This window comes from Hydrogenophaga sp. L76 (assembly GCF_057654755.1).
On the sequence record NZ_JBYFBG010000002.1, the window covers coordinates 25,490 to 44,189 of the forward strand.

At 62.9% G+C, this 18,700-nt stretch carries 20 protein-coding genes, 3 pseudogenes and 1 other annotated feature; of the genes and pseudogenes, 7 read left to right on the forward strand and 16 right to left on the reverse strand.

From position 1 onward, the window contains the following. Positions 1-111 precede the first annotated feature (111 nt). The 13 genes from AC23D4_RS22810 to AC23D4_RS22870 form a co-directional block, all read right to left on the reverse strand. A complete protein-coding gene (locus tag AC23D4_RS22810) occupies positions 112-543 on the reverse strand; it encodes an OmpA family protein (protein ID WP_001665065.1) in 432 nt (143 codons plus the stop codon). Positions 544-558: 15 nt separating this feature from the next. Further along, positions 559-1,485: a P-type conjugative transfer protein TrbL gene (trbL, locus tag AC23D4_RS22815; protein WP_472890263.1), complete on the reverse strand. Its 927-nt coding sequence runs from the start codon at positions 1,483-1,485 to the stop codon at positions 559-561. A 10-nt stretch (positions 1,486-1,495) separates the two neighbouring features. Beyond that, the gene (gene trbK / locus AC23D4_RS22820) at positions 1,496-1,723 is read right to left on the reverse strand and encodes an entry exclusion lipoprotein TrbK (RefSeq protein ID WP_011798701.1); all 228 of its coding nucleotides are present in this window, start codon (positions 1,721-1,723) and stop codon (positions 1,496-1,498) included. Positions 1,724-1,732: 9 nt separating this feature from the next. Continuing rightward, positions 1,733-2,497, reverse strand: coding sequence for a P-type conjugative transfer protein TrbJ (gene trbJ, locus AC23D4_RS22825; RefSeq protein WP_011798702.1), 765 nt, complete (start codon positions 2,495-2,497; stop codon positions 1,733-1,735). Positions 2,498-2,514: 17 nt separating this feature from the next. Then, positions 2,515-3,933 (reverse strand): TrbI/VirB10 family protein, encoded by a 1,419-nt coding sequence (locus AC23D4_RS22830; protein WP_011798703.1) that lies wholly within the window; start codon positions 3,931-3,933, stop codon positions 2,515-2,517. 4 nt (positions 3,934-3,937) lie between these two features. Then, complete coding sequence (locus AC23D4_RS22835; RefSeq protein ID WP_011798704.1) at positions 3,938-4,426, reverse strand: conjugal transfer protein TrbH; 489 nt, start codon at positions 4,424-4,426, stop codon at positions 3,938-3,940. A 2-nt stretch (positions 4,427-4,428) separates the two neighbouring features. Beyond that, on the reverse strand, positions 4,429-5,328 hold the full coding sequence (gene trbG, locus AC23D4_RS22840) for a P-type conjugative transfer protein TrbG (protein ID WP_000753228.1): 900 nt from the start codon (positions 5,326-5,328) through the stop codon (positions 4,429-4,431). 17 nt (positions 5,329-5,345) lie between these two features. Beyond that, complete coding sequence (locus AC23D4_RS22845; protein ID WP_011798705.1) at positions 5,346-6,128, reverse strand: conjugal transfer protein TrbF; 783 nt, start codon at positions 6,126-6,128, stop codon at positions 5,346-5,348. Beyond that, positions 6,125-8,683, reverse strand: coding sequence for a VirB4 family type IV secretion/conjugal transfer ATPase (locus AC23D4_RS22850; protein WP_011798706.1), 2,559 nt, complete (start codon positions 8,681-8,683; stop codon positions 6,125-6,127). The genes AC23D4_RS22845 and AC23D4_RS22850 overlap by 4 nt, the downstream gene beginning before the upstream one ends. Further along, positions 8,680-8,991 carry a conjugal transfer protein TrbD gene (locus AC23D4_RS22855; protein WP_001207961.1) on the reverse strand — a complete coding sequence of 104 codons (312 nt, stop codon included), beginning with the start codon at positions 8,989-8,991 and terminating at the stop codon, positions 8,680-8,682. Before AC23D4_RS22855 ends, AC23D4_RS22850 begins: the two co-directional genes overlap by 4 nt. 3 nt (positions 8,992-8,994) lie before the next feature. After that, a complete protein-coding gene (trbC, locus tag AC23D4_RS22860; protein WP_011222079.1) occupies positions 8,995-9,459 on the reverse strand; it encodes a conjugal transfer system pilin TrbC in 465 nt (154 codons plus the stop codon). A 12-nt stretch (positions 9,460-9,471) separates the two neighbouring features. Beyond that, positions 9,472-10,437 carry a P-type conjugative transfer ATPase TrbB gene (gene trbB, locus AC23D4_RS22865; protein ID WP_011798707.1) on the reverse strand — a complete coding sequence of 322 codons (966 nt, stop codon included), beginning with the start codon at positions 10,435-10,437 and terminating at the stop codon, positions 9,472-9,474. 310 nt (positions 10,438-10,747) lie between these two features. Continuing rightward, complete coding sequence (locus AC23D4_RS22870; protein ID WP_000283041.1) at positions 10,748-11,110, reverse strand: transcriptional regulator; 363 nt, start codon at positions 11,108-11,110, stop codon at positions 10,748-10,750. A gap of 108 nt (positions 11,111-11,218) precedes the next feature. On the opposite strand from AC23D4_RS22870, the gene AC23D4_RS22875 reads away from it, so the two are divergent. Both AC23D4_RS22875 and trfA read left to right on the forward strand, forming a co-directional pair. Continuing rightward, positions 11,219-11,557, forward strand: a complete 339-nt coding sequence (locus AC23D4_RS22875; protein ID WP_011798708.1) for a single-stranded DNA-binding protein — start codon at positions 11,219-11,221, stop codon at positions 11,555-11,557. Between the two features lie 47 nt (positions 11,558-11,604). Continuing rightward, on the forward strand, positions 11,605-12,828 hold the full coding sequence (gene trfA / locus AC23D4_RS22880; protein ID WP_088138646.1) for a plasmid replication initiator TrfA: 1,224 nt from the start codon (positions 11,605-11,607) through the stop codon (positions 12,826-12,828). A gap of 190 nt (positions 12,829-13,018) precedes the next feature. On the opposite strand, the pseudogene AC23D4_RS22885 reads toward trfA, so the two are convergent. Next, positions 13,019-13,462, reverse strand: a pseudogene (locus AC23D4_RS22885) (Tn3 family transposase); the annotation flags it as partial. Positions 13,463-13,593: 131 nt separating this feature from the next. On the opposite strand from AC23D4_RS22885, the gene AC23D4_RS22890 reads away from it, so the two are divergent. The 5 genes and pseudogenes from AC23D4_RS22890 to AC23D4_RS22910 all read left to right on the forward strand — a co-directional run. Next, complete coding sequence (locus tag AC23D4_RS22890) at positions 13,594-14,307, forward strand: HAD family hydrolase (RefSeq protein WP_159433803.1); 714 nt, start codon at positions 13,594-13,596, stop codon at positions 14,305-14,307. After that, a complete protein-coding gene (locus tag AC23D4_RS22895) occupies positions 14,300-14,971 on the forward strand; it encodes an ATP-binding cassette domain-containing protein (RefSeq protein WP_472890602.1) in 672 nt (223 codons plus the stop codon). Before AC23D4_RS22890 ends, AC23D4_RS22895 begins: the two co-directional genes overlap by 8 nt. Then, the gene (locus AC23D4_RS22900) at positions 14,968-15,420 is read left to right on the forward strand and encodes a 2-oxoglutarate and iron-dependent oxygenase domain-containing protein (RefSeq protein ID WP_472890601.1); all 453 of its coding nucleotides are present in this window, start codon (positions 14,968-14,970) and stop codon (positions 15,418-15,420) included. The genes AC23D4_RS22895 and AC23D4_RS22900 overlap by 4 nt, the downstream gene beginning before the upstream one ends. Next, positions 15,332-16,315 carry a porin gene (locus AC23D4_RS22905; RefSeq protein WP_472890600.1) on the forward strand — a complete coding sequence of 328 codons (984 nt, stop codon included), beginning with the start codon at positions 15,332-15,334 and terminating at the stop codon, positions 16,313-16,315. Before AC23D4_RS22900 ends, AC23D4_RS22905 begins: the two co-directional genes overlap by 89 nt. A gap of 212 nt (positions 16,316-16,527) precedes the next feature. Then, a pseudogene (locus AC23D4_RS22910) lies at positions 16,528-17,101 on the forward strand (transposase family protein); the annotation flags it as partial. After that, positions 16,728-16,844 (forward strand) — a sequence feature (AL1L pseudoknot). (Overlaps the previous pseudogene by 117 nt.) A gap of 24 nt (positions 17,102-17,125) precedes the next feature. On the opposite strand, the gene AC23D4_RS22915 reads toward AC23D4_RS22910, so the two are convergent. Together AC23D4_RS22915 and AC23D4_RS22920 are read right to left on the reverse strand one after the other, a co-directional pair. After that, positions 17,126-18,022 (reverse strand): alkaline phosphatase family protein, encoded by an 897-nt coding sequence (locus tag AC23D4_RS22915; protein ID WP_487623749.1) that lies wholly within the window; start codon positions 18,020-18,022, stop codon positions 17,126-17,128. Positions 18,023-18,082: 60 nt separating this feature from the next. Next, positions 18,083-18,628, reverse strand: a pseudogene (locus AC23D4_RS22920) (transposase); the annotation flags it as partial. Positions 18,629-18,700 lie beyond the last annotated feature (72 nt).

Consider the following 18,700-nt stretch of genomic DNA (forward strand, 5'->3'; position numbering starts at 1 on the left):
GAAATGGCGATGCTGTCAAGGGAAGCCGGCCGGGCCTGCATCGTCAGAGACGACGATGCCGAGCTGCTGGAGCGACCTGCAGCACCGCCAAAAATGGCGATGCCGGATCGCTCAGTAGGTGGGGATGTAGACCACCTCAATGTCCACGCGCTGGTTCTCGCGCCGGCCCTCGGCCGTCGAGTTGTCGGCCACGAAGTCGGCGGCCGATGCGAAGTTCACCATGATCTTGAGCGGCGAGACGCCGCGCGCCACCAGGTACGACCTGGCCGACAGGGCACGGCGCAGTGCAAGGGCCTCGTCGGCCGCGCTAGGCCGTAGCGTGCTGGTGCGCCCGCTGATGTAGATGATTGCCGCATTCCTGGCGTCGGCCAGCAGCTCCAGGGCCTCGGGCGTCGGCTGGAACGTCGCGCTGCTGTCGGGGAAGGACACCGACACGCCCGACTTGATCGGCGTGCCGAAGTTGCCGGCGTCGCCGGCGGCCAGTGCGCTTTGCGCGCTGACCAGGAACGCCAGGGAGAGGGCCAGAAGAACGGGTTTTCGCATGGGGCAGGACTCCAATCAGAAGAACAGGTAGCCGGCCTTGCTCATGGGGATGCGGATCAACCAGAGCGCGGCCAGGTGCAGCGGGTAATAGGCGTAGAAGGCCCAGCGCAGGCGCGGCAGGCGCACGTCCACACGCGAGGCCAGGAAGAGCACCGGCAGGGCCGCCAAGGCCCACAGGTTGCGATTGATGAACCACAGGGCCGCGCAGGCCAGCACCGCGACCGCCGCGGCCGCCCAGCTCGGCCGCCGCGTGTACGACCACACCGCCAGGCCGAAGGCCACGCCCAGGACGACCTTGTAGTAGTTGATCGCCATGTCGGAAGTCCAACGCGAACCACCGAAGCCGAGGAAGAACACGCCGCCGTAGGCCAGCACCCAGCCCGACGCGAGCAGCAGGAGCATGTTGACGCCGACCAGGGCCAGGATGACCAGGATCGCCACGGCCATGAGGATGCCGGCCATGCTGTCCACCGGCGACCACACCGAGGACTGATCCATCACCTTGTCGAAGATCGCAAAGCCCACGTCCACGATGCCCGAGGGCGATAGCGCATTGCCCAGGCCCGTCGCGTTGCCGGCGAGCTGCCGCAACGACGCATAGATGGACGATGCGAAGTTAGGGCCGTTGGTCAGCGCCCACCAGAAGAAGCCGGTAAAGATCGTGAAGCGGACGAACTCCGCGAAGAACTCGCCAATGTCGGCCTTGCGCAAGGCCATCATGCCGAACGTCCAGACCATCGAGATCACAACCAGCGTCCAGAAGAGCCAGGTTGCGGCCGTGGTGATGACACCGGCCCAGCCGCTCGCGGCGGCCTGGTAGCGATCCAGCACGCTATCGAACACGCCGGCGTTGTCGATGGCCGCGTGGGCATCGACCGCGAAGAACGCCAGCCAGACGAACAGCGGCAGGGCGAGGGTTTTTAGATTGGCTGGCATTCTCATCGTCAGCACCTCACCATTCGCGTTTCGGGCTGGGCTTGAACTCCCCACCACGACGCAAGCACAGCGACGAGAAAGCCTGCTGGACGCCCTTGTCCTCGATCTTGGCGATGTTCTCGGGCTTGCAGTTCTCGTCGTTCACTTCCGGCATGGGGGCCGTGGCCGGCTTGTTGTCGCAGCCGGCGACCAAGGCCGCCACGAGGGCGGCCGAGGCCAAGGACAGAGCCTTGATTGCTTTCATGAATCCCCCTTACCAGGTGCGCGCCGGGCTGGCCCGGTAGCTGCCCTGGCGCAGTTGTGCGGCCGCTGCCGCCTGCTGGGCTTCCTTGTCGGCGTCGGCCTGCATCTTGGTTGCCACCGCGTTCTGCTGCGCGATCAACAGGCCGCGAATCTGCAAGAGCTGGTTGGCCTGCTGGCTGGCGAGCTGGTTGGCGTAGCCGATGGCCTGCATCTGCCCGGTTGCGCCCTGCGCCGAGGACTGGAGCCGCTGCAACGTCGCCGCGTCGGCGGTCAGGTTGTCTTGCTGCTTGTCGAGGCCCTTGAACAAGGCATCGTTGGCCTTCTTCTGCGACTCGCTGGCGAGCTGCTGCACGTTCTTCATGGCCGTCCACTCGGCGGCCGAGCAGCCGGTAGCCGAGAAGCACGGCGACCCCTTGTAGTAGTTCACGTCCTGGAACTTGCCGATGTAGCTGTCCAGGCTGCCGAGCTGGTTCTTGTAGTAGTTCAGCGTGTTGGTCGCATTCATCAACCCGTTGATGGTCGATTGCGCCTGATCCCAGATATACGCGGCCGGGGCCATCGTGTTCTGGAGCTGGTTTTGATACTGCTGGAGCTGGGTGCTGTACTGCTCAATTTGCTTGAGCGTTTGGGCCACCGATTCGATAGCCGTCATGATGTTCTGCGACAGGTTGGTGCCGTCGATGACGGGGATACCAGCCTCCACAGGCGTGACCATCAACGTGCTCGAAACAGCGACGACGAGGGCCAATTTAGCGGCTAAAAACTTCTGCTTCATGGTGCTCTCCTATGGCGTTAGTAGTCGAAGGAACGGTAGGGCTTGGAAAACGTCATGTCCTTCGTAACCACGACGTTGAAGCGATAGCCGGGCCGGATTTCCAGCGTGGGCGAAATGCTCAGGTTCTTGGCGATGAGCTGCGCCGTGACTTGGCCGAGCTGCTGGCCGAGGGCTTCGCTTAGGGCACTGCTGGCGCTCGGTGCGCCGTAGGTGTTTTGGGCCTGGTTCTGGCGTTGGCTGTAGGTGATGCCAGCCGTCACCCCGGACATGAGGAAGGCCGAACCGAACAGGCGCACATAGTGGTTGTTCACCTGATCGTTGAAGCCCGCGTACCCGGCGCTGTCCGCGCCCGGCATCGCGCCAATGTCCATCGCCTTGCCATCGGGGAACACGATGCGCTGCCACGCGACCAGCACGCGCGCCTGGCCGTAGGCCACATCGCTCGAATACGAGCCGACGAGCCGCGAGCCTTGCGGGATCAACAGATGCTTGCCGGTCGGCGTGTCGTACACGTCCTGCGCGACCTGGGCCATGATTTGGCCCGGCAGATCGGAGTTGATGCCCGAAATGAGCGTGGCCGGCACCACGAAGCCGGCGCGCAGCTCGAACGGCGTGCGCGGCGCTTCCGGCTGCGAATCCAGCTTCCAGCGGTCGCCCTGCCCACCCTGGCCGAACTGCGCCATGCTGTTGCGCCCGCCGCCGCTGGTCGAGGTTTGCAGGAGCTGCGGCGCACCGCCCGCGCCCATGCCGCCGGCGGCCGGGGCCGCGCTGCCACCGACGCCCATGCCGCGAATCTGCGCCAGGCGCGCTTGATAGGCGGCGGTCGGATCGTTGCTGCGCTGCGCGTCGATTTGCTGCTGCACCGCTGCGATGCGGTTCAGCATTTCATCGCGCGTCTGCGGCGTGCTGGTGTAGGTGCTCGGGCCACCAGGCGCGGAGCCGTTGCTACGCGGAGCATCCACGCGCACGGTGGTCTTGGCTTTCACGGCCTCGCCGAACATCTGCATCTTCGCCATGCGGATGCGCTGGGCCTCGTCGTCGTTCACCGGCTGGCCGGGGTTGCCAGGGTTCGCCGGCGGGGCCGGCGGCGCGTCCGGGTTGGACGGCCGCGCGATCTCCAGGGGGGCCGAGGCGGGGCCGGTCGGCATGTCGGGCACCTTGAGCGGGCTTGCCGGCTCGATCAAGCCGCCGGTCTTGTCGCCCGCGATCTCCTTGGCGAACATCGACGTGCTGCCGGCCTTCTCCTTCGGGCCATCCGCCGGCGCGTTCTGCTTGGCCGCGCGATCCGCCGCGACCAGGGCCATGACCAGCACGAACGACAGCAGGACGCCGCCGAGGATGTACATGGGCATGTTGTTGACGCGACGGACGCCCGCCTTCTTGGACACTTCGCCAGGCGAAGCGTCAGGTGCCATCTGATCGGCGTTTTCAGTCATGGCGTCACTCCTTGCGCACCCAGTACCCGGCCGGCGCGAACGTGCCGTTTTGCGCCAGGTACGGGCGGGTGATGGATTGGTTGCCGACCATCAAGGTCAGGCGGTACAGGTTCGAGTCGCCGGCCTGGTCGAGCACATAGCGCAGCGGCAGGCCGCCCGGCGCGGCCGTGGTGGCCGGTGCGCTCGGCTGCGATGCGGCCGAGGCCGGGGCCTGCGCGGAAGCGCCGGCCGGGGCGAACTCCAGGAGGGCATAGCCCTTGTCGCGCAGCGACTTGACCAGGGCCTGGCCGAACGGGTCGGGCGTCGGCTGTTGCAGCTCCAGGCGCGTGCGCGCCGGCGCGTACAGCGTGGCGAGCTGCTGCACCGCGTCGGCGGCGAGCTTCTGCTGATCGAGCGCGGCCGACTGGACGAAGTTGCCGTACTGGCCGGTGGTGGCGCAGCCGCCGAGGCCCAGGGCGAGGGCGAGCAGCGCGAGAGAGACGATCTTGCGCATGGTCACTTCCTCCGGCTGATGGTCACGCGGTCTTGGCTGCTGCCAACACCGGCAATCAGGATCGCGCGGTCAAACACCGTGTCCACGATGTAGCGATTGCCCTGCACGCGGTAATTGACCAACACCGTTTCGTCGTCGGTGAACAGGCCGCCCTCTTTGCGCACGACCAGGAGCGTCGGCGCTTCGGTCTGCTGCATCGTGCCGGGCATTTCGATGATGGTCTTGCGGCCATCGTTGTAGACGCGCACAGGCTTCCAGCTCGCCGACCCGGACAGCTCATAGTCGAACGAGAGATCGCCCAGGTACTCGCCGGTGGCCGGCAGGGTGTTGTCGGTGCGTTCCTGCTTCTCGCGGCGCTGGATCGCGTCCCACTTGGCTTGCGCTTCCTCGGGGTACGTGAACGAGACTTGCGGCATGTACTCGGTGCGATGCGAGCGCAGGCGGAAGTGGTAGCTGCGGCGGTTCGTGGTCACGACCAGGCTGGTTTCGAGGCCCACGTCCATCGGCTTGATGATGAGGTGCTGAACCTCGGTCGCACCGCTGCCGGTGATGGCCGGCTCGACCGTCCACCGGGCCGTGTCGCCCAGGTTGATCGAGTTCACCTGTTCGCCGGCCTGCAAGGCCACGTCGCACACCTGGAGCACCGCGCAAACGATGCTCGGCTGCTGCGCGCCGTACACGAACTTGATGGCACCGCCCGAGCCGGCCACCGGCTTGATGCCGGTCGCCGACCCCGCTTCCCACCGCTTGGCGATGGCGAGCGCCGCGCGCTCTTGAGCGGTCAGCGTCGGGTTGGTCTTGTTGAAATACTTGTCGGCAATGTCGTCGCCAGGGGCGGCCAGGGCCAGGGAGGGCACCGCCACAGCAGCGCCCACGATCAAAGCGGAGAGGGTTTTCTTCATGGTGGATGACCTCGAATTCATTGGATGCGGGACCAGGAGTAATCACGCACGTAGATGCTCAACGGGTTGTTCCTCAGTTGCTCATCGGTGGTGTTGGGCGTGACCTCGGCGATGTAGGTAGTCACGAGCGCGCGCCAGGTGACGGGCTGGCCTTTCAGCGTGCCTTGGCGGTCGCGGGTGGTTTCCACCCACTCGACTTGCCAGGTGTCGGGCGTCTGCGGGATGACGGTCTTGATCTCGACGCTGACCATTTCCTTCTCGGCGCGCTTGAACGGGCTGGAGTCGGGCGTGCCGTTCAGCCACTCATTCATCTTTGGCGTCGCCGGATCGTTCGGGGCGAGCATCGAGTACGCCTTGAACACGCACTTGCGCTGCATAGCCACGTCAGGCGACACCATGCGCGCGCAGCTCATCCAGTCCGCGACAGCGGCATGGATGACGCGCGGATCGGCCTTCCCGGCGGCCTGCACCGGGCCGGCGGCCACGGTCTGGCCCAGCTTGTCCACCTCGACCACGTAGGGGATGAACTTCGACTGGCTGCCGATGTGGATCACGCCGCCAACGCCGGCCAGCGCGATCAACAGCGACAGGATGCCGATCACCTGCCAGGTCTGGCGCTGCGAGACGACGCCGCCCACGTGATCGTTCCAGGTGCGACGCGCGGCCAGGTAGGGGTTCTCGGCCTCGCCCGAGCGGCGACCGCCGGCGAGCGGTTCCTTCGAGCGGCGCGGATCGCGCGGCTCGGAGGGGTTGGCGGGCTTCTTGAAGATCAAGCCCTTGAGGGTGTCGGCGATGCTCATGCGGCCTCCAGGTAGTCGTTGAGATTCAGCCCACGGCCGGCCAGCCACTCATGCACCCATTCGTGGCCGAACTTGGCTTCGAGGCTCTTGATGGTGGCGACCGATTCCTTGTCGGACGCGCCGACGAAGGCCAGGGCCATCGGCCCCAGGGCAAGGTCATAGAGACGGCGGCCGTTCTCCGACACGTAGTAGTACTGACGCTTCGGAATGGCGGTCGCCAGGATTTCGATCTGCCGCGCGTTGAGGCCCATGCGGCGATAGAGCGCCGAGGTGTCCTCGTCCCTGGCGTAGACGTTGGGCAGGAAAATCTTGGTCGCGGTCGATTCCACGATCACGTCCAAGATGCCCGAGTTGGCCGCGTCCGAAAGGCTTTGCGTAGCCATCAGCACAAGGCAGTTGGCCTTGCGCAGCACCTTGAGCCATTCCCTGATCTTGGCGCGGAACGCCGGGTGGCCCAGCATCAACCAGGCTTCGTCCAGGATGATGACGGAGGGCTGGCCTTTCAGTGCGCGCTCGATGCGGCGGAACAGGTAGAGCAGCACCGGGAGCGCGAACTTCTCGCCCAGGTTCATCAGCTCTTCGATCTCGAACACCGTGAAGTCGGACAGCGACAGGCCGTCCTCTTCGGCATCGAGCAAGTGGCCCATCGAGCCGTCCACCGTGTACTGCCTGATCGCCTCGCGGATCGCCGCGTCCTGGATCGTCACCGAGAACTCGGAGAGCGTTCGCGCGCCGCTGGCGTGCATGCTCATGATCGCGTTGCCGATCTCGTTGCGCTGCGCCGGCGTGGTGTTGACACCGTTCAACGTCAGGATGGTGTCGATCCATTCCATCGCCCAGGCCCGATCCCCCTTCGTTTCGAGGAACTGGAGCGGGCAGAAGGCCAGCCGGTCATCGTCGGCGGCCACCGTGAAGTGCAGGCCGCTCTTGCCCTTCGTGGCCGCACGAATGCCGGCCGCGAGCGGGTACATCGACATGCCCTTGTCGAAGGCGTAGATCGACATGCCGGCGTAGCGACGGAGCTGCGCGGCGATGATCCCCAGGTGCGTCGATTTGCCCGCGCCGGTCGGGCCGAACATGAAGGTGTGGCCCAGGTCGCGCACGTGCAGGTTCAGGCGGAACGGCGTAGCGCCCACCGTCACGCAGTGCATGAGCGCCGGCGACAGCGGCGGGTACATCGGGCACGGAGCCGTGGCGCTGCCCGTCCAGATGGAGCTTGTCGGCAGCAGGTCGGCCAGGTTCATCGTGTTGATGAGCGGCCGACGCACGTTCTCGACACCGTGGCCGGGCAAGCTGCCCAGGTACGCATCGAGCGTGTTGATCGTCTCGATACGGGCCGCGAAGGCCAGGCGGTTGACTGCCTTCTCGACCAGGAGCGCGGAGGCCGCCAGGCGCTCCCGATCCTCGTCCATCAGCACGACCACGCTGGTGTAGTAGCCGGCCGCCACCAAGCCGCTGTTGACCTCGGCGATGGCCGCCTCGGCGTCGCCGACCATCGCGGCCGCGTCCTGGTTGATGGAGCCGGTATTCGTGTTGAACACCTGATCGAAGAAGCCGCGAATCTTCTGCTTCCACTTCTTGCGGAACTTGTCCAGGTGCTTCAAGGACTCGTGCTGATCCATGAAGATGAAGCGGCTCGACCAGCGGTATTCGCTGGGCAGCTCGGCCAGGGCCGAGAGCACCCCAGGCGTTGACTCCAAGGGGAAGCCTTCGATGGCGACCACCTGGATGAACTTGCGCCCGATCTTGGGCACCACGCCGCCCCACAGCTCTTGCCCGCCGATGACCGCATCGAGGTACATCGGATTGCTGGGCAGCATGACCGGGTGATGCAGGCCCGTCACGCAGAACTGCAACCAGCTCAGGAAGTCATCGTGCGTGACCTCCCTGCCCTCTTCCGAGACGACCTTCTGGCCGCGCAGGCGCGTCAGCTTGACCGCCGAGGACAGGCGAGATTCCAGGCTGGTGATCTCGCGCTTGAACTGCGCGATAAGGCCCGTGGTGCGCGCCGTATGGTCGGGAGCCACCGCATCGTCATCGAACATGAGTTCGACAAACTTGCGCTGGGCCAGCACCGGCGGGAACCACGTGACGGTCAGGACAAAGTAGCCCTCGAACATCGCGCCCAGGCCCTCGAACAAGCGCCGGCGTTCCTCGTCAATGGCCGAGGACACAGAGTCGGGGAACGACGAGACGCCGCGCTCCGAGTAGTTCGGCGCAGGCCGACGCACAGCATCGACATGCACCATCCAGCCGTTCCCCAGGCCCGCCAGGGCCTGGTTGATGCGGAACGACACCATTTCCCGCTGTTCCTCGGTGCTGCTGGCGTTGTCATCCCCCTTGTACAGCCATGCGGCCATGAAGGAGCCGTTCTTACCCACGATCACGCCGTCATCGACCACGGCGGCGTAATTGAGCAGATCGGCCAGGCCGGCATCCTTGGCGCGATGCTTCTTGAGCTTCAGCTCGGCATCGACGGCCCGGATGCGGGCAAAGAGGATGAGCAACAGAACCGCACCGAGCACAGCAATGGCAATTGCGATTGCTTCGATCATTTGTATTGCTTCCCTTGACTCGGCGTGTTGTCACGGAAGGGCGTGCTGCGAGCCGGGTAGTACGGCTTGTACCGGCGGTGCCGCAGGTACACGTGTCGCAGCTTCGGATCGGCTTTCGCCATGAGGCGCAGCGCGAAGAGCGCGCCGAACCACAAGGCGATGCCGAACACCGTTGCCCTCACTTCTTGGGCGCTGAAAATCAGCGCGCCGGCCAGCAGGCCCGAGAACATCACCAGCTCACGATCCCCGCCCATGAACAGGTTTTCTCGGTTGCCGGCCCTACGGATGGGGATCGCGCGCAGAGCCATGATTTACCCCGCGATGTGGCCGCGTTCGGCCCAGCGCATGACGGCCTCACCGGGGAAGCCGGCCACGTCCAGCGCGGCAACCTTGACCTGGTGCAGCGCGCCATCGGTCAGGGCGGCGATTTCCGCGCCACGGCCGAAGAACGTGCTCATCATGTTCTGCGCACCGACCAGCAGGGCCATGACCAGGACGATGAAGATCAACGTGCGGAAGAAGCCGTTGAGTTCACCGCCGAAGATCAGGATGCCGCCGGCGACCACGATGCCGATGATCGACAGCGCGAAGGCCACCGGGCCGGTGACGGAGTTGCGGAGGTTGGTCAGCCAGCTTTCATAAGGCAGCGAACCGCCGGTGCCTTCGGAGGCGAAGGCGGGGTGCGGGGCCAGCATCATGAACGCCAGGAGGGCGAACAGGCCCAGGTAGAACATGGCGCTGCGGTTGAAGCGGAACGCCGACAGAGAGGCTTGCATTGGTCTAACTCCTTAAAGGGACTTGGTGATGTACTGGCCGTTGACGTAGCCGGAAACCTCAAGGATTTCCTGCACACGACGCGAGCCGTCCGGGGTTTTGGCGATGTGAACAACGACATGAACCGCCGCGCCTATCAGCGGTTCAATTTCGGATGGAGCCGACTTATTCCGGGAAACAAGCGACTTCAAACGAACTAGGCCCTCTTGCGCGCTATCGGCGTGGAGGGTGGCTGCACCGCCTGGGTGGCCGGTGTTCCAGGCGTCAAGCAGGTCAAGTGCTTCTTCGCCACGGACTTCGCCGACCAGGATTCGGTCGGGGCGCATACGGAGGGTGGTTTTCAGCAGCATCGTCATGCTCACTTCGATGCTGGTGTGGTACTGGACGTAGTTCTCGGCGGTGCATTGAATCTCGCCGGTGTCCTCGATGATGATGAAACGCTCCAAGGGATCGTTATCAACCATCGCTTGGATGATGGCGTTCACGAGGGTGGTCTTGCCGGAACTGGTGCCACCAATGACGAGGATGTTTTTGTGAGCCGCAGCAGCGCGCTCGATGGCCTGCTTTTGGGCCTCGGTCATGATCCCGCGCTCGACGTATTGAGCCAGCGTGAAAACGGCGATGGCCTTCTTGCGGATCGCAAAGGTCGGGCCGGTGACGACCGGGCCGAGCTGGCCCGCGAAGCGCGAGCCATCAATGGGAAACTCGCCTTCGAGTAGTGGGCTGTCCCGCTTGACTTCCTTGCCGTGGTAGCCGGCCACTGTTTCGATGATGGCCTGCGCTTGTGCGCGGCGAAGGGTGCCGATGCAACGCAGCCGCTTGCCCTGGCTTTCAAGCCAGAGCTTGCCGTCCGCGTTGAGCAGAATTTCTTGCGTCTTGGGATCGTGCAGAGCCTCAAGAAGCGTCGGCCCCATGTCCCGTTCGAGCTTCTTTCGCGCTCGCGTTTTGATGCTGTCGTGTTCGGTGTCTTGGTCGCTCATGTCGTATGCCTGTATGCCGTTGCGTTCTGCGCATTCTACACAGGTTCATACGATATACCGAACTAATTTCGACCGCAACACCGAAGCGCACAAGGGCGACTTCGGCCGCGACGTTGCGTCGCGGATTGCAGGGACGAAAGAGGCGACAACGCGGCGCATGCTCCGTGCGCCCTCGCGCCGAACCCGTGGCGTTTGCGTTATGGGTGTTGTCCGGGGGTTGAGCCACCCCGGCGGGCTTTAGCGGCTAAAACTTGGCTGGCTCTTGTGGCTCAGTTCCGTGCCGCCCCCCTTCCCTTCTCACATCCTGGCGTCAACTCCCTCTAAGTTTCTTCCGTGCCGCTTCGCCCCACTTCTTGACGATGAACGCCTGGTGCTCGGGCAGCACAGCCGCCACGCGCTCGAAGCCTGGCGGGAGGCTTCGCGGTGCCTTGCCACCGGCTAGGGCGTCAAGGGCTTCTTTGTCCAGGTCGGTCGATTCAAGCAGGAGCGGCAGGGGAGTTTCAAGGGCCTGCGCAATGTCCTCCATCACCTTTAGGGAGGGGTTGGCTTTGCCAGTAGTGAGATCGGACAGGAAGGAGATCGAAACCCCCGACCTGTCCGATAGCTCCTTTTTCGTCATGTGGCGCTCATCGAGCAGCCGGAGCACGTTCGTGAAGAAGATGTAGTTATACAAAGGCGTCGCCTTGCGCGTGGGCCGCTCAAATTTTAGCGGCTAAAGTCCTTGACCTCGGAATTAGGTTTAGCTAAACTCTAGGCTTCATCACAGCCTGGAGAGCTACGCATGAGCCATAACCAATTCCAGTTTATCGGCAATCTTACCCGTGATACCGATGTTCGCCATAGCGAAAACAGCGTCCGCGCCGTTTTCGACCTGGCCGTGAACCGCGTATGGCGCGACCGCGCCGGCGAGAAGAAGGAGCAAACCGACTTCTTCCGCATCAAGTCATTCGCCGGCCTGGCCGAGAACGCGGGCAAGTACCTTGGCAAAGGCTCCAAGGTGTTCGTCCAGGGCCGCATTGAGCCGACGAAGTTCGAGAAGGAGGGCCAGACCGAATACGGCTTCGACTTCATCGCCGACGTGATCGAGTACCTGGACACCAAGGAACCCGGCGGCAAATGAGAAACGCGCCCGGCCAAGGCCGGGCGTTATGCTAGGAGGACGAAGATATGCCGGACAGTTTCGACGAGCAGGGCTATCGCCGCAAGCTCATCGAAGGCGGGTTGAGTGAGGCCGACGCGACGGCGCTTGCCCGCCGCTACGCGGCCGAGCGCACCACGCAGGCCGGCACCGCTGGCGGGGCTTTCCGCCCCGCCGGTTCCCTCTTCGAGCTGCCGGACGGGCCGGCAGCGCCGGAGCCGCCGCCACCGCCGCCCAGCGCGGCCGTGGCGCGCTCCGAACAGATGGCGGCCGAGTCGGCCGAACTGGCGCGGACTATGGGCCTTCCGCCCGAGCCGCGCACCGTGGTCAATGCCCTGGCCGAGAAAGTCAGCGGCGTGACCGCCGAACGGAGAACGCAGCAGATGGCGACCAAGAAAACGACCGAGAAGCCGGCCGGTGCCACCGGCGAGCTGGCCGCCCAGGTCAGCCAGGCCAAGCAGGCCGCCTTGCTCAAGCACACGAAGCAGCAGATCAAGGACATGCAGCTTTCCTTGTTCGACCTCGCGCCGTGGCCCGACCACATGCGCGCGATGCCCAACGACTTCGGCCGGTCGGCGATCTTCACGACCAGGAACAAGAAGGTGCCCCGCGCCGCCTTGCAGCGCGAGCCGATCTACCACATCAGCAAGGACGTGGAGATCACCTTTACCGGCGTCGAGCTGCGCGCCGACAGCGACGAGCTGGTGTTTGCCCAGGTGCTCGAATACGCGAAGCGCACGCCGCTGGGCGAGCCGGTCACGTTCACGTTCTACGAGATTTGCCAGGACTTGGGCTGGTCGATCAATGGCCGCTACTACAAGCAGGCCGAGGACTGCCTTTCGCGGCTGCAAGCGTCCGCGATGCAGTTCTCGTCCCAGCGGCTGGGCCGCCTGGAATCCGTGTCCCTGATCCGGCGCTTCCGCATCCTGGATCGCGGCAAGCGCACGTCGCGCTGCCAGGTCGAGATCGACACTGAAATGGTGGTGCTCTTCGCCGGCGACCACTACACGAAATTCGTGTGGGAGAAGTACCGCAAGCTGTCGCCCACCGCCCGGCGGATGTTCGACTACTTTGCCACCCACCGGGAGCCGTACCCGCTCAAGCTGGAGACGTTCCGGCTCATGTGCGGCTCTGATTCCACCCGGCCGAAGAAGTGGCGCGAACAGGTCAGCGAGGCGTGCGACGAGCTGCGCAGAAACGGTCTGGTGGACAGCGCCTGGATCAACGATGACCTGGTGCATTGCAAGCGATGAACGCCGCCCTGCCCCCGGAGAGCCGCCCGAGATCGAGGCGGCTTTTTTTCTCGAGCATCGCCACTTCTGGCGAGGGAGTAAAAAAGCGTGAAATCGAGAGCCCAGACGGCCGGTAAGTGACGCTCCTATGCCCTGAGCAATTCTTGTTACCCAAACCGGGGAGCCCGCAGAATTCGGAAAAAATCGTACGCTAAGGTTTTCCGGGCAACCGTAGCGGCCTGAACTTCCCGTCCTCCAGCCTGCGGCTCTGCCGCCAGACGTAATCGCCGGTCAGGTTGATGTGTTCCCAGCCCAGCGGCGACAGGTATTGCAGCAACTCACCGTTCACCGGCTTGCCGACCTCGACCAACCCCTGAGTGGCGCGCTCCAGGTACACCGTGTTCCACAACACAATGGCGGCCGTCACCAGGTTCAGGCCGCTGGCCCGGTAGCGCTGCTGCTCGAAGCTCCGATCCCTGATCTCGCCGAGGCGGTTAAAGAACACCGCCCTGGCCAGGGAGTTGCGCGCTTCACCCTTGTTCAGTCCAGCATGCACACGGCGGACAGTGATCGGCGATGTCTGAAAACGCTCCGCCAGCACGCTGACTTCGACGACGCCGCCCCCTTGCAAAAGGGCGACGATTTCTTTCTGGCGAGCTGCTTTGAGCATCTGTTTTCTTGCATTTCAGGACGGTTGACGCGCCACGCGCGCACGGGATCGATGCGGAAACTGTACCGCCCGTATTTGTCATGAGTTTGACTCATTATGTTCGTAGCATTCAGGACATGAACACTAACGATCAAATACGAACAGTCGTCTTTGATGTCGATGGAACCCTTTTCGACACCTTGCCCTCCCTCGCAGCGGCCGCCAACGAGGTGCTTGTGCTGGCCGGATTGCAGGCCGTCGAGCCGCAGCATCTTCGTCCCGCCTTGAGCCAGGGCATCACCGCCCTCTTCCAGAGCGCGCTCCGGCTTCAGGCGGCGTCTGTGCCGCTCGCGCTGGCCTCGCGACTCGAAGATGCCTTCGCGCACCGCTACGCATCGCACTGGCTGCACCAGGCCGTGGTGTACGACGGCGCTCTCGATCTGCTGTCGATGCTTCGTTCGCAGCGCATCGCCCTGGGCATCTGCACGAACCGCGATCAAGACTCCACACGCACGCTGCTGGACAAGGCAGCACTGACCGGCTTCTTCGACGCGATCGTGGGCCTGGGCGACACCGAGCATCCCAAGCCGGACGCCGCGCCGTTGCACCTCGCACTGACCCAGTTGGGCGCGACGCCGCAGACAGCGCTCTTCGTCGGGGACTCCGGCATCGACGCGGCATGCGCTCAGGCGGCTGGCGTACCGCTGGCGGCTCACCTGGGCGGCTACGCCGCGGACCCTGACGACTTGCGCCCCTGCACCGTGGCGTTTTCAGACTACGCAGAATTCCACAGCTGGATGGCCGCCCGGACATCGACTCAGTCAACGACGGAGACGAATCACCATGTCTGACATCCAGATCTCGGGCCTGACCAAACGCTACGGCAACGCGGCCGTTCTTCAGGAACTCGACCTGACCGTGCGCGACGGCGAGTTCCTCACCTTGCTGGGCGCGTCCGGTTGCGGCAAGTCCACCTTGCTGAAGCTGATCGCCGGCCTGGACACGCCCGACACCGGCTCGATCCGCATGGGAGACCGCGACTTGCTCGCCCTGTCGCCCAGCGCGCGGGACTGCGCGATGGTGTTCCAGTCCTATGCGCTGTACCTGTTCATGCATCACCATCCGCTGCCCGTGAACCTGCGCGCGGTCGACGAGATCATGCTCGAGGATCCGGACGCCTTTGCAAAGGTGCTTGAAGGACACGATATCCGGCACATCTTCTTCGGCCACGTGCACCGGCCGATCGCAGGGAGCTGGCGCGGCATTCCCTTCACTACCCTGCGCGGCCTCAACCACCAACTCTGGCTCGACTTCACCATCGAGCGCGGCATCCCCTGCAGCATGGAGCCGCCGGCCTATGCCATCGCATTCCTGCAAGGCGGAGCCGTCATCGTTCACACCCACGACTTTCTCGATGCCAGCCCGAAGTACATGTACGATCCAGACCTCCCCGTGGAGCAGCAGGTCGTTCGTATGGCGCCGCGCGAGACCCGCATCACGGACAACGCCCAGTGACTGTCACCCAACTCCCCGATCCGGTGCTCCAGCGCACCAACGAGTTCACGTCGGCGGAAGCTGTGTCGACGAGCCAGTTGCCCTTCCTTGATCTGTCACTCCTGTATGGCAGCCAGGAGGACCGTCAGCAGCTGGTCGGCGAATTGCGCGAGATCCTTTTCGATCATGGCTTTTTCTATCTTCGTGGTCACGGCGTCAGGCCCGACCTCATCTCGCAGGCCCTGACGGCATCGAGGATGTTCTTTGCCTTGCCGCGCGAGGCCAAGCTCGAAATCGACATCGTCAAATCGGCCCAATTGATATTGGCACTCTTGATATTCTCAAGAGGTGCCTTTTTTTTGACCTTAAGCAGTATTAATCATGAAAAAGTGCATTACCACGGTTGTTATTGGTGCGGCCTCCATTGCAGCGCATGCTCAGAGCAACGTTTCCATTTATGGGGTGATTGATGAAGGTATCACTGTAGAGCGTAACGGTCTCGGCACCGTGAAAAAGCTCGAGTCTGGCGTTACCTTGGGTAGCCGTTTGGGTTTCATTGGTTCTGAGGACCTGGGGGGGGGACTCTCGGCAGTCTTCAACCTAGAAATGGGCCTCAACGCTGACGATGGCTCTGCCGGGGCAGGTTTCAATCGTATGAGCATCGTCGGGCTGAAAAGTGCCACGGCGGGTACCGTGCAGTTCGGACGTCAGTACGTACCAATTTATCTGTCGCAACTCAATATCGACCCCTTCACTGGCGGCAATAAGGGTGACATGACTAGCGGACGTGGCTTCTTCGAGAGCTTCAACTTCTGGGCTAACAACTCTGTCGTCTATCTCTCGCCCAATATCTCTGGCTGGAACATCAGCGCAATGTATGGGTTTGGCGAAGCCAGTAACAACATCTCGGCAAACCGCCAACTAGGGGCTTCGGCCGACTACTCCAACGGACCAATTAGAGCATCGGTCGCATATCACCGTGCAAATACCGCCGATGGGACGGATAAACAGCGTAGCTTTTTCCTAGGGGCAACTTATGACTTCGGTGTGGTCAAAATTCATGTTGCCTTTGATGATGTAAAGGGCTTAGGTGCATCTAAGGTAAGGGACACAATGGTTGGCATTTCGGCTCCCGTGGGCGCCGGCCGGATTACCGCATCTGTTGTAAATAAAGACAATCGGGCTATAGCGAACGCGAATGCTCGCCAGTATGGCATCGGATACATCCACTCCCTATCCAAGCGAACGTCTTTGTACACGTCTTTCGCTTATGTCAAAAACGACCAAAAATCTCTGCTGAACTCCGGAGGTGTTGCGGGCGCTTCAGACAGAGTTGTGTCTGCAGGCATTCACCATAATTTTTAAATAGCTGTGGCTACTTGACCGGCTGTTGCTTTGGCTTACGTCGGTTGGGTACTACTGACGCAGGACGCACGACCCAGAGATTGGAGAAGTCATTCCTGGGAATCGTTAGCCTTAACGCTTTCGATTGTTGGCTGAAATTTCCCGGTAAATTCGACGAAGGCGAAGGCTAGGACAACCCTAAGCGACGGTTTGGCTCAGATTGTTGAATCGTTCCAGGTTTGAAAAGGCGCAACACTCCCATCGCGCCCAAGATTGGGTGCGTGCCGCAGACCTTGAACGAATGGGCCAAGCGTGCTGATGTCGATGCCGGCGTCCGCGAAGGCGTCACGACCAGCGAGGCGCAGCGGATGAAGAAGCTTGAGCGCGAGGTCAAAGAACTGCGGCGGGCCAACGAGATATTGAAGCTGGTCAGTGCGTTTTTTGCCCAGGCGGCGCTCGACCGCCGACTTACATCCTGAAGGCCTTAGTCGACAAGCATCGTGATGCCTTCTGCGTCGAGCCGCTCTGCAAGGTCTTGCAGGTCGCTCCGTAGGCATGTCGAAGACATGTGAGGCTTCGCTGCGCGAGCCACATAAGCGCTGTGCCCGGGCTCATCGCGACGAGATACTGATGCCACAAGTTGAACGTGTCTGGCAGGCCAACATGCAGGTTTAGGGCGCCGACAAGGTGTGGCAGCAGCTGACACGGGAGTGCACTGTCGTGGCTAGTTGCACAGTCGAACTTTTCATTCAATGGGAGCTTGGTTCGAGGAACCTGAGAACCGGTACATTGCGATGCACACTGATTGGTGCAAGTCCCTCGCAAGCTGTCTTATGCGGCTTGTCCTTGCGCTCCATTGAGCACGTAGTCAAAGATATCGAAGTTGCGCAAACGGGTTGCTTTGGCTTTTCCCATGTAAGCTGCGTTTAGGGGCTCCGACACAATGAACGGCACGGGTTGCTCTGAAAAGCCACCGTGCGAGCGCAAAGGGTGTTCGCCCAGATTCGACAGGTCATGTTCATCTGACCGAGAACCGATAACATGGTCATGCTCGCATACGGCGAGGAAGTCACCTTCGCGGTCCTCGGGAAGTTCGAGTAAAGAGGCTGCCTCCTGGCGCGCGAGCACAGTTTGCATGCCTGGTATGCTGCGGGTGAAGGCAACCATTGCTTCTACCTTCGCAGAGTCCTTCGAGTAAACACGCACGAACGACCCCAGTGCTCCGTGGTGGCGAACGAACGGGTCTGTGATGGGGCATATAACGCGTGCGCTGCCGGCTCCGAACTCCTCTTCCAGCAGGTCTTGCAGGAAGATGATGTTGGCCTTGCCATCCGCCCCAGACTTATGGCTCATGCCATGGTCAGCGACACAGCCCACAACGGCACCTAATTTGACGAATTCGCTTAGCCGGTCGTCAATGGCCCGCAAGAACGCATCTGATTCCGGCGTTCCTGGTGCATGCTTGTGTTGCACGTAATCGGAAAGGGACAGGTACTGAAGCTGAGTGTTGCCAGCGCGTAGCAGCGCTAGCCCTGCGTCAAGGACGTAGAGTGATAGGTCTCCTGAGTACATGTCTGGCGCGGGACGGCCGACCATTGCTACGGATAGGAAATTCAACCGCATGAGGCCAAGTATGGCACGAGTTTTGGGCCTCGAAACACGTTCGGCCAAGGAAGGTTGAGCGCTCGCTTGCCGCTCAATGGCAAGAGCTTGGGAGGCAGTATGCATTTGGGCCTGGCGCGCGCGCAGCTGCTTCCCCGCAGCGATGGATACCGCCGCTTCACTGGGTCACCAATTGACGCGCTGGTCTACCTCGTCGGGTTGAGCTGCCAGATCCCAATCCGGCTCGCCTTGCGCACCATCATCCACCGGCGCGTCGCAGCCCTCCCACAGCGGTGGCCCGCGTGCCGGGGTGATGTGCGGGGGGGCAGACTCCACCCCGATGTGGTTCAGGATGTGGCGGATTTCGGCGCTGTGGGTGATGAAGGCAATGATGCGCATCTGCCCACCGCACATGGGGCACAGCAGCGGAAATGCCTCGTAGATGCGGGCAATCAGCACCGCCCACAAGTAATGCGCCGCTCGCTTCGGGCGTGCTTCAGGTTCGGGTGTGGGTGTGGCCGCGTTGCCCGGCGCCGCCACCCCAGGTACGCCCGCGCCAGGTTGTGCAGTCTCCACCGTGGCTGGTTGCGACGCAGCAGGCTGAGCCAGCGCCGTTACCGCCGCTCTCAGCGGCGAGTTTGGTGCCAGCACACCAAAGTAGCGGTGCCGGTGGGTGCGTGGCGGTGGCACCAGCGCGGCGATGCGGTCGATCAGTTCCAGCGGTGTGAGGTGGGGTCTCCTCGTTTTCAGTGCAATAAGTGACGGTACGCAAAGCTAGCACTGGCGCGGGGGTGGTCTGGGTAG

Excerpts from the sequence above, each read along its gene's own strand:
- AC23D4_RS22810 (WP_001665065.1), bottom strand. The coding sequence starts at position 543 with ATGCGAAAACCCGTTCTTCTGGCCCTCTCCCTGGCGTTCCTGGTCAGC.
- trbL (WP_472890263.1), bottom strand. The coding sequence starts at position 1,485 with ATGAGAATGCCAGCCAATCTAAAAACCCTCGCCCTGCCGCTGTTCGTC.
- trbK (WP_011798701.1), bottom strand. The coding sequence starts at position 1,723 with ATGAAAGCAATCAAGGCTCTGTCCTTGGCCTCGGCCGCCCTCGTGGCG.
- trbJ (WP_011798702.1), bottom strand. The coding sequence starts at position 2,497 with ATGAAGCAGAAGTTTTTAGCCGCTAAATTGGCCCTCGTCGTCGCTGTT.
- AC23D4_RS22830 (WP_011798703.1), bottom strand. The coding sequence starts at position 3,933 with ATGACTGAAAACGCCGATCAGATGGCACCTGACGCTTCGCCTGGCGAA.
- AC23D4_RS22835 (WP_011798704.1), bottom strand. The coding sequence starts at position 4,426 with ATGCGCAAGATCGTCTCTCTCGCGCTGCTCGCCCTCGCCCTGGGCCTC.
- trbG (WP_000753228.1), bottom strand. The coding sequence starts at position 5,328 with ATGAAGAAAACCCTCTCCGCTTTGATCGTGGGCGCTGCTGTGGCGGTG.
- AC23D4_RS22845 (WP_011798705.1), bottom strand. The coding sequence starts at position 6,128 with ATGAGCATCGCCGACACCCTCAAGGGCTTGATCTTCAAGAAGCCCGCC.
- AC23D4_RS22850 (WP_011798706.1), bottom strand. The coding sequence starts at position 8,683 with ATGATCGAAGCAATCGCAATTGCCATTGCTGTGCTCGGTGCGGTTCTG.
- AC23D4_RS22855 (WP_001207961.1), bottom strand. The coding sequence starts at position 8,991 with ATGGCTCTGCGCGCGATCCCCATCCGTAGGGCCGGCAACCGAGAAAAC.
- trbC (WP_011222079.1), bottom strand. The coding sequence starts at position 9,459 with ATGCAAGCCTCTCTGTCGGCGTTCCGCTTCAACCGCAGCGCCATGTTC.
- trbB (WP_011798707.1), bottom strand. The coding sequence starts at position 10,437 with ATGAGCGACCAAGACACCGAACACGACAGCATCAAAACGCGAGCGCGA.
- AC23D4_RS22875 (WP_011798708.1), top strand. The coding sequence starts at position 11,219 with ATGAGCCATAACCAATTCCAGTTTATCGGCAATCTTACCCGTGATACC.
- trfA (WP_088138646.1), top strand. The coding sequence starts at position 11,605 with ATGCCGGACAGTTTCGACGAGCAGGGCTATCGCCGCAAGCTCATCGAA.
- AC23D4_RS22890 (WP_159433803.1), top strand. The coding sequence starts at position 13,594 with ATGAACACTAACGATCAAATACGAACAGTCGTCTTTGATGTCGATGGA.
- AC23D4_RS22895 (WP_472890602.1), top strand. The coding sequence starts at position 14,300 with ATGTCTGACATCCAGATCTCGGGCCTGACCAAACGCTACGGCAACGCG.
- AC23D4_RS22905 (WP_472890600.1), top strand. The coding sequence starts at position 15,332 with ATGAAAAAGTGCATTACCACGGTTGTTATTGGTGCGGCCTCCATTGCA.
- AC23D4_RS22915 (WP_487623749.1), bottom strand. The coding sequence starts at position 18,022 with ATGCATACTGCCTCCCAAGCTCTTGCCATTGAGCGGCAAGCGAGCGCT.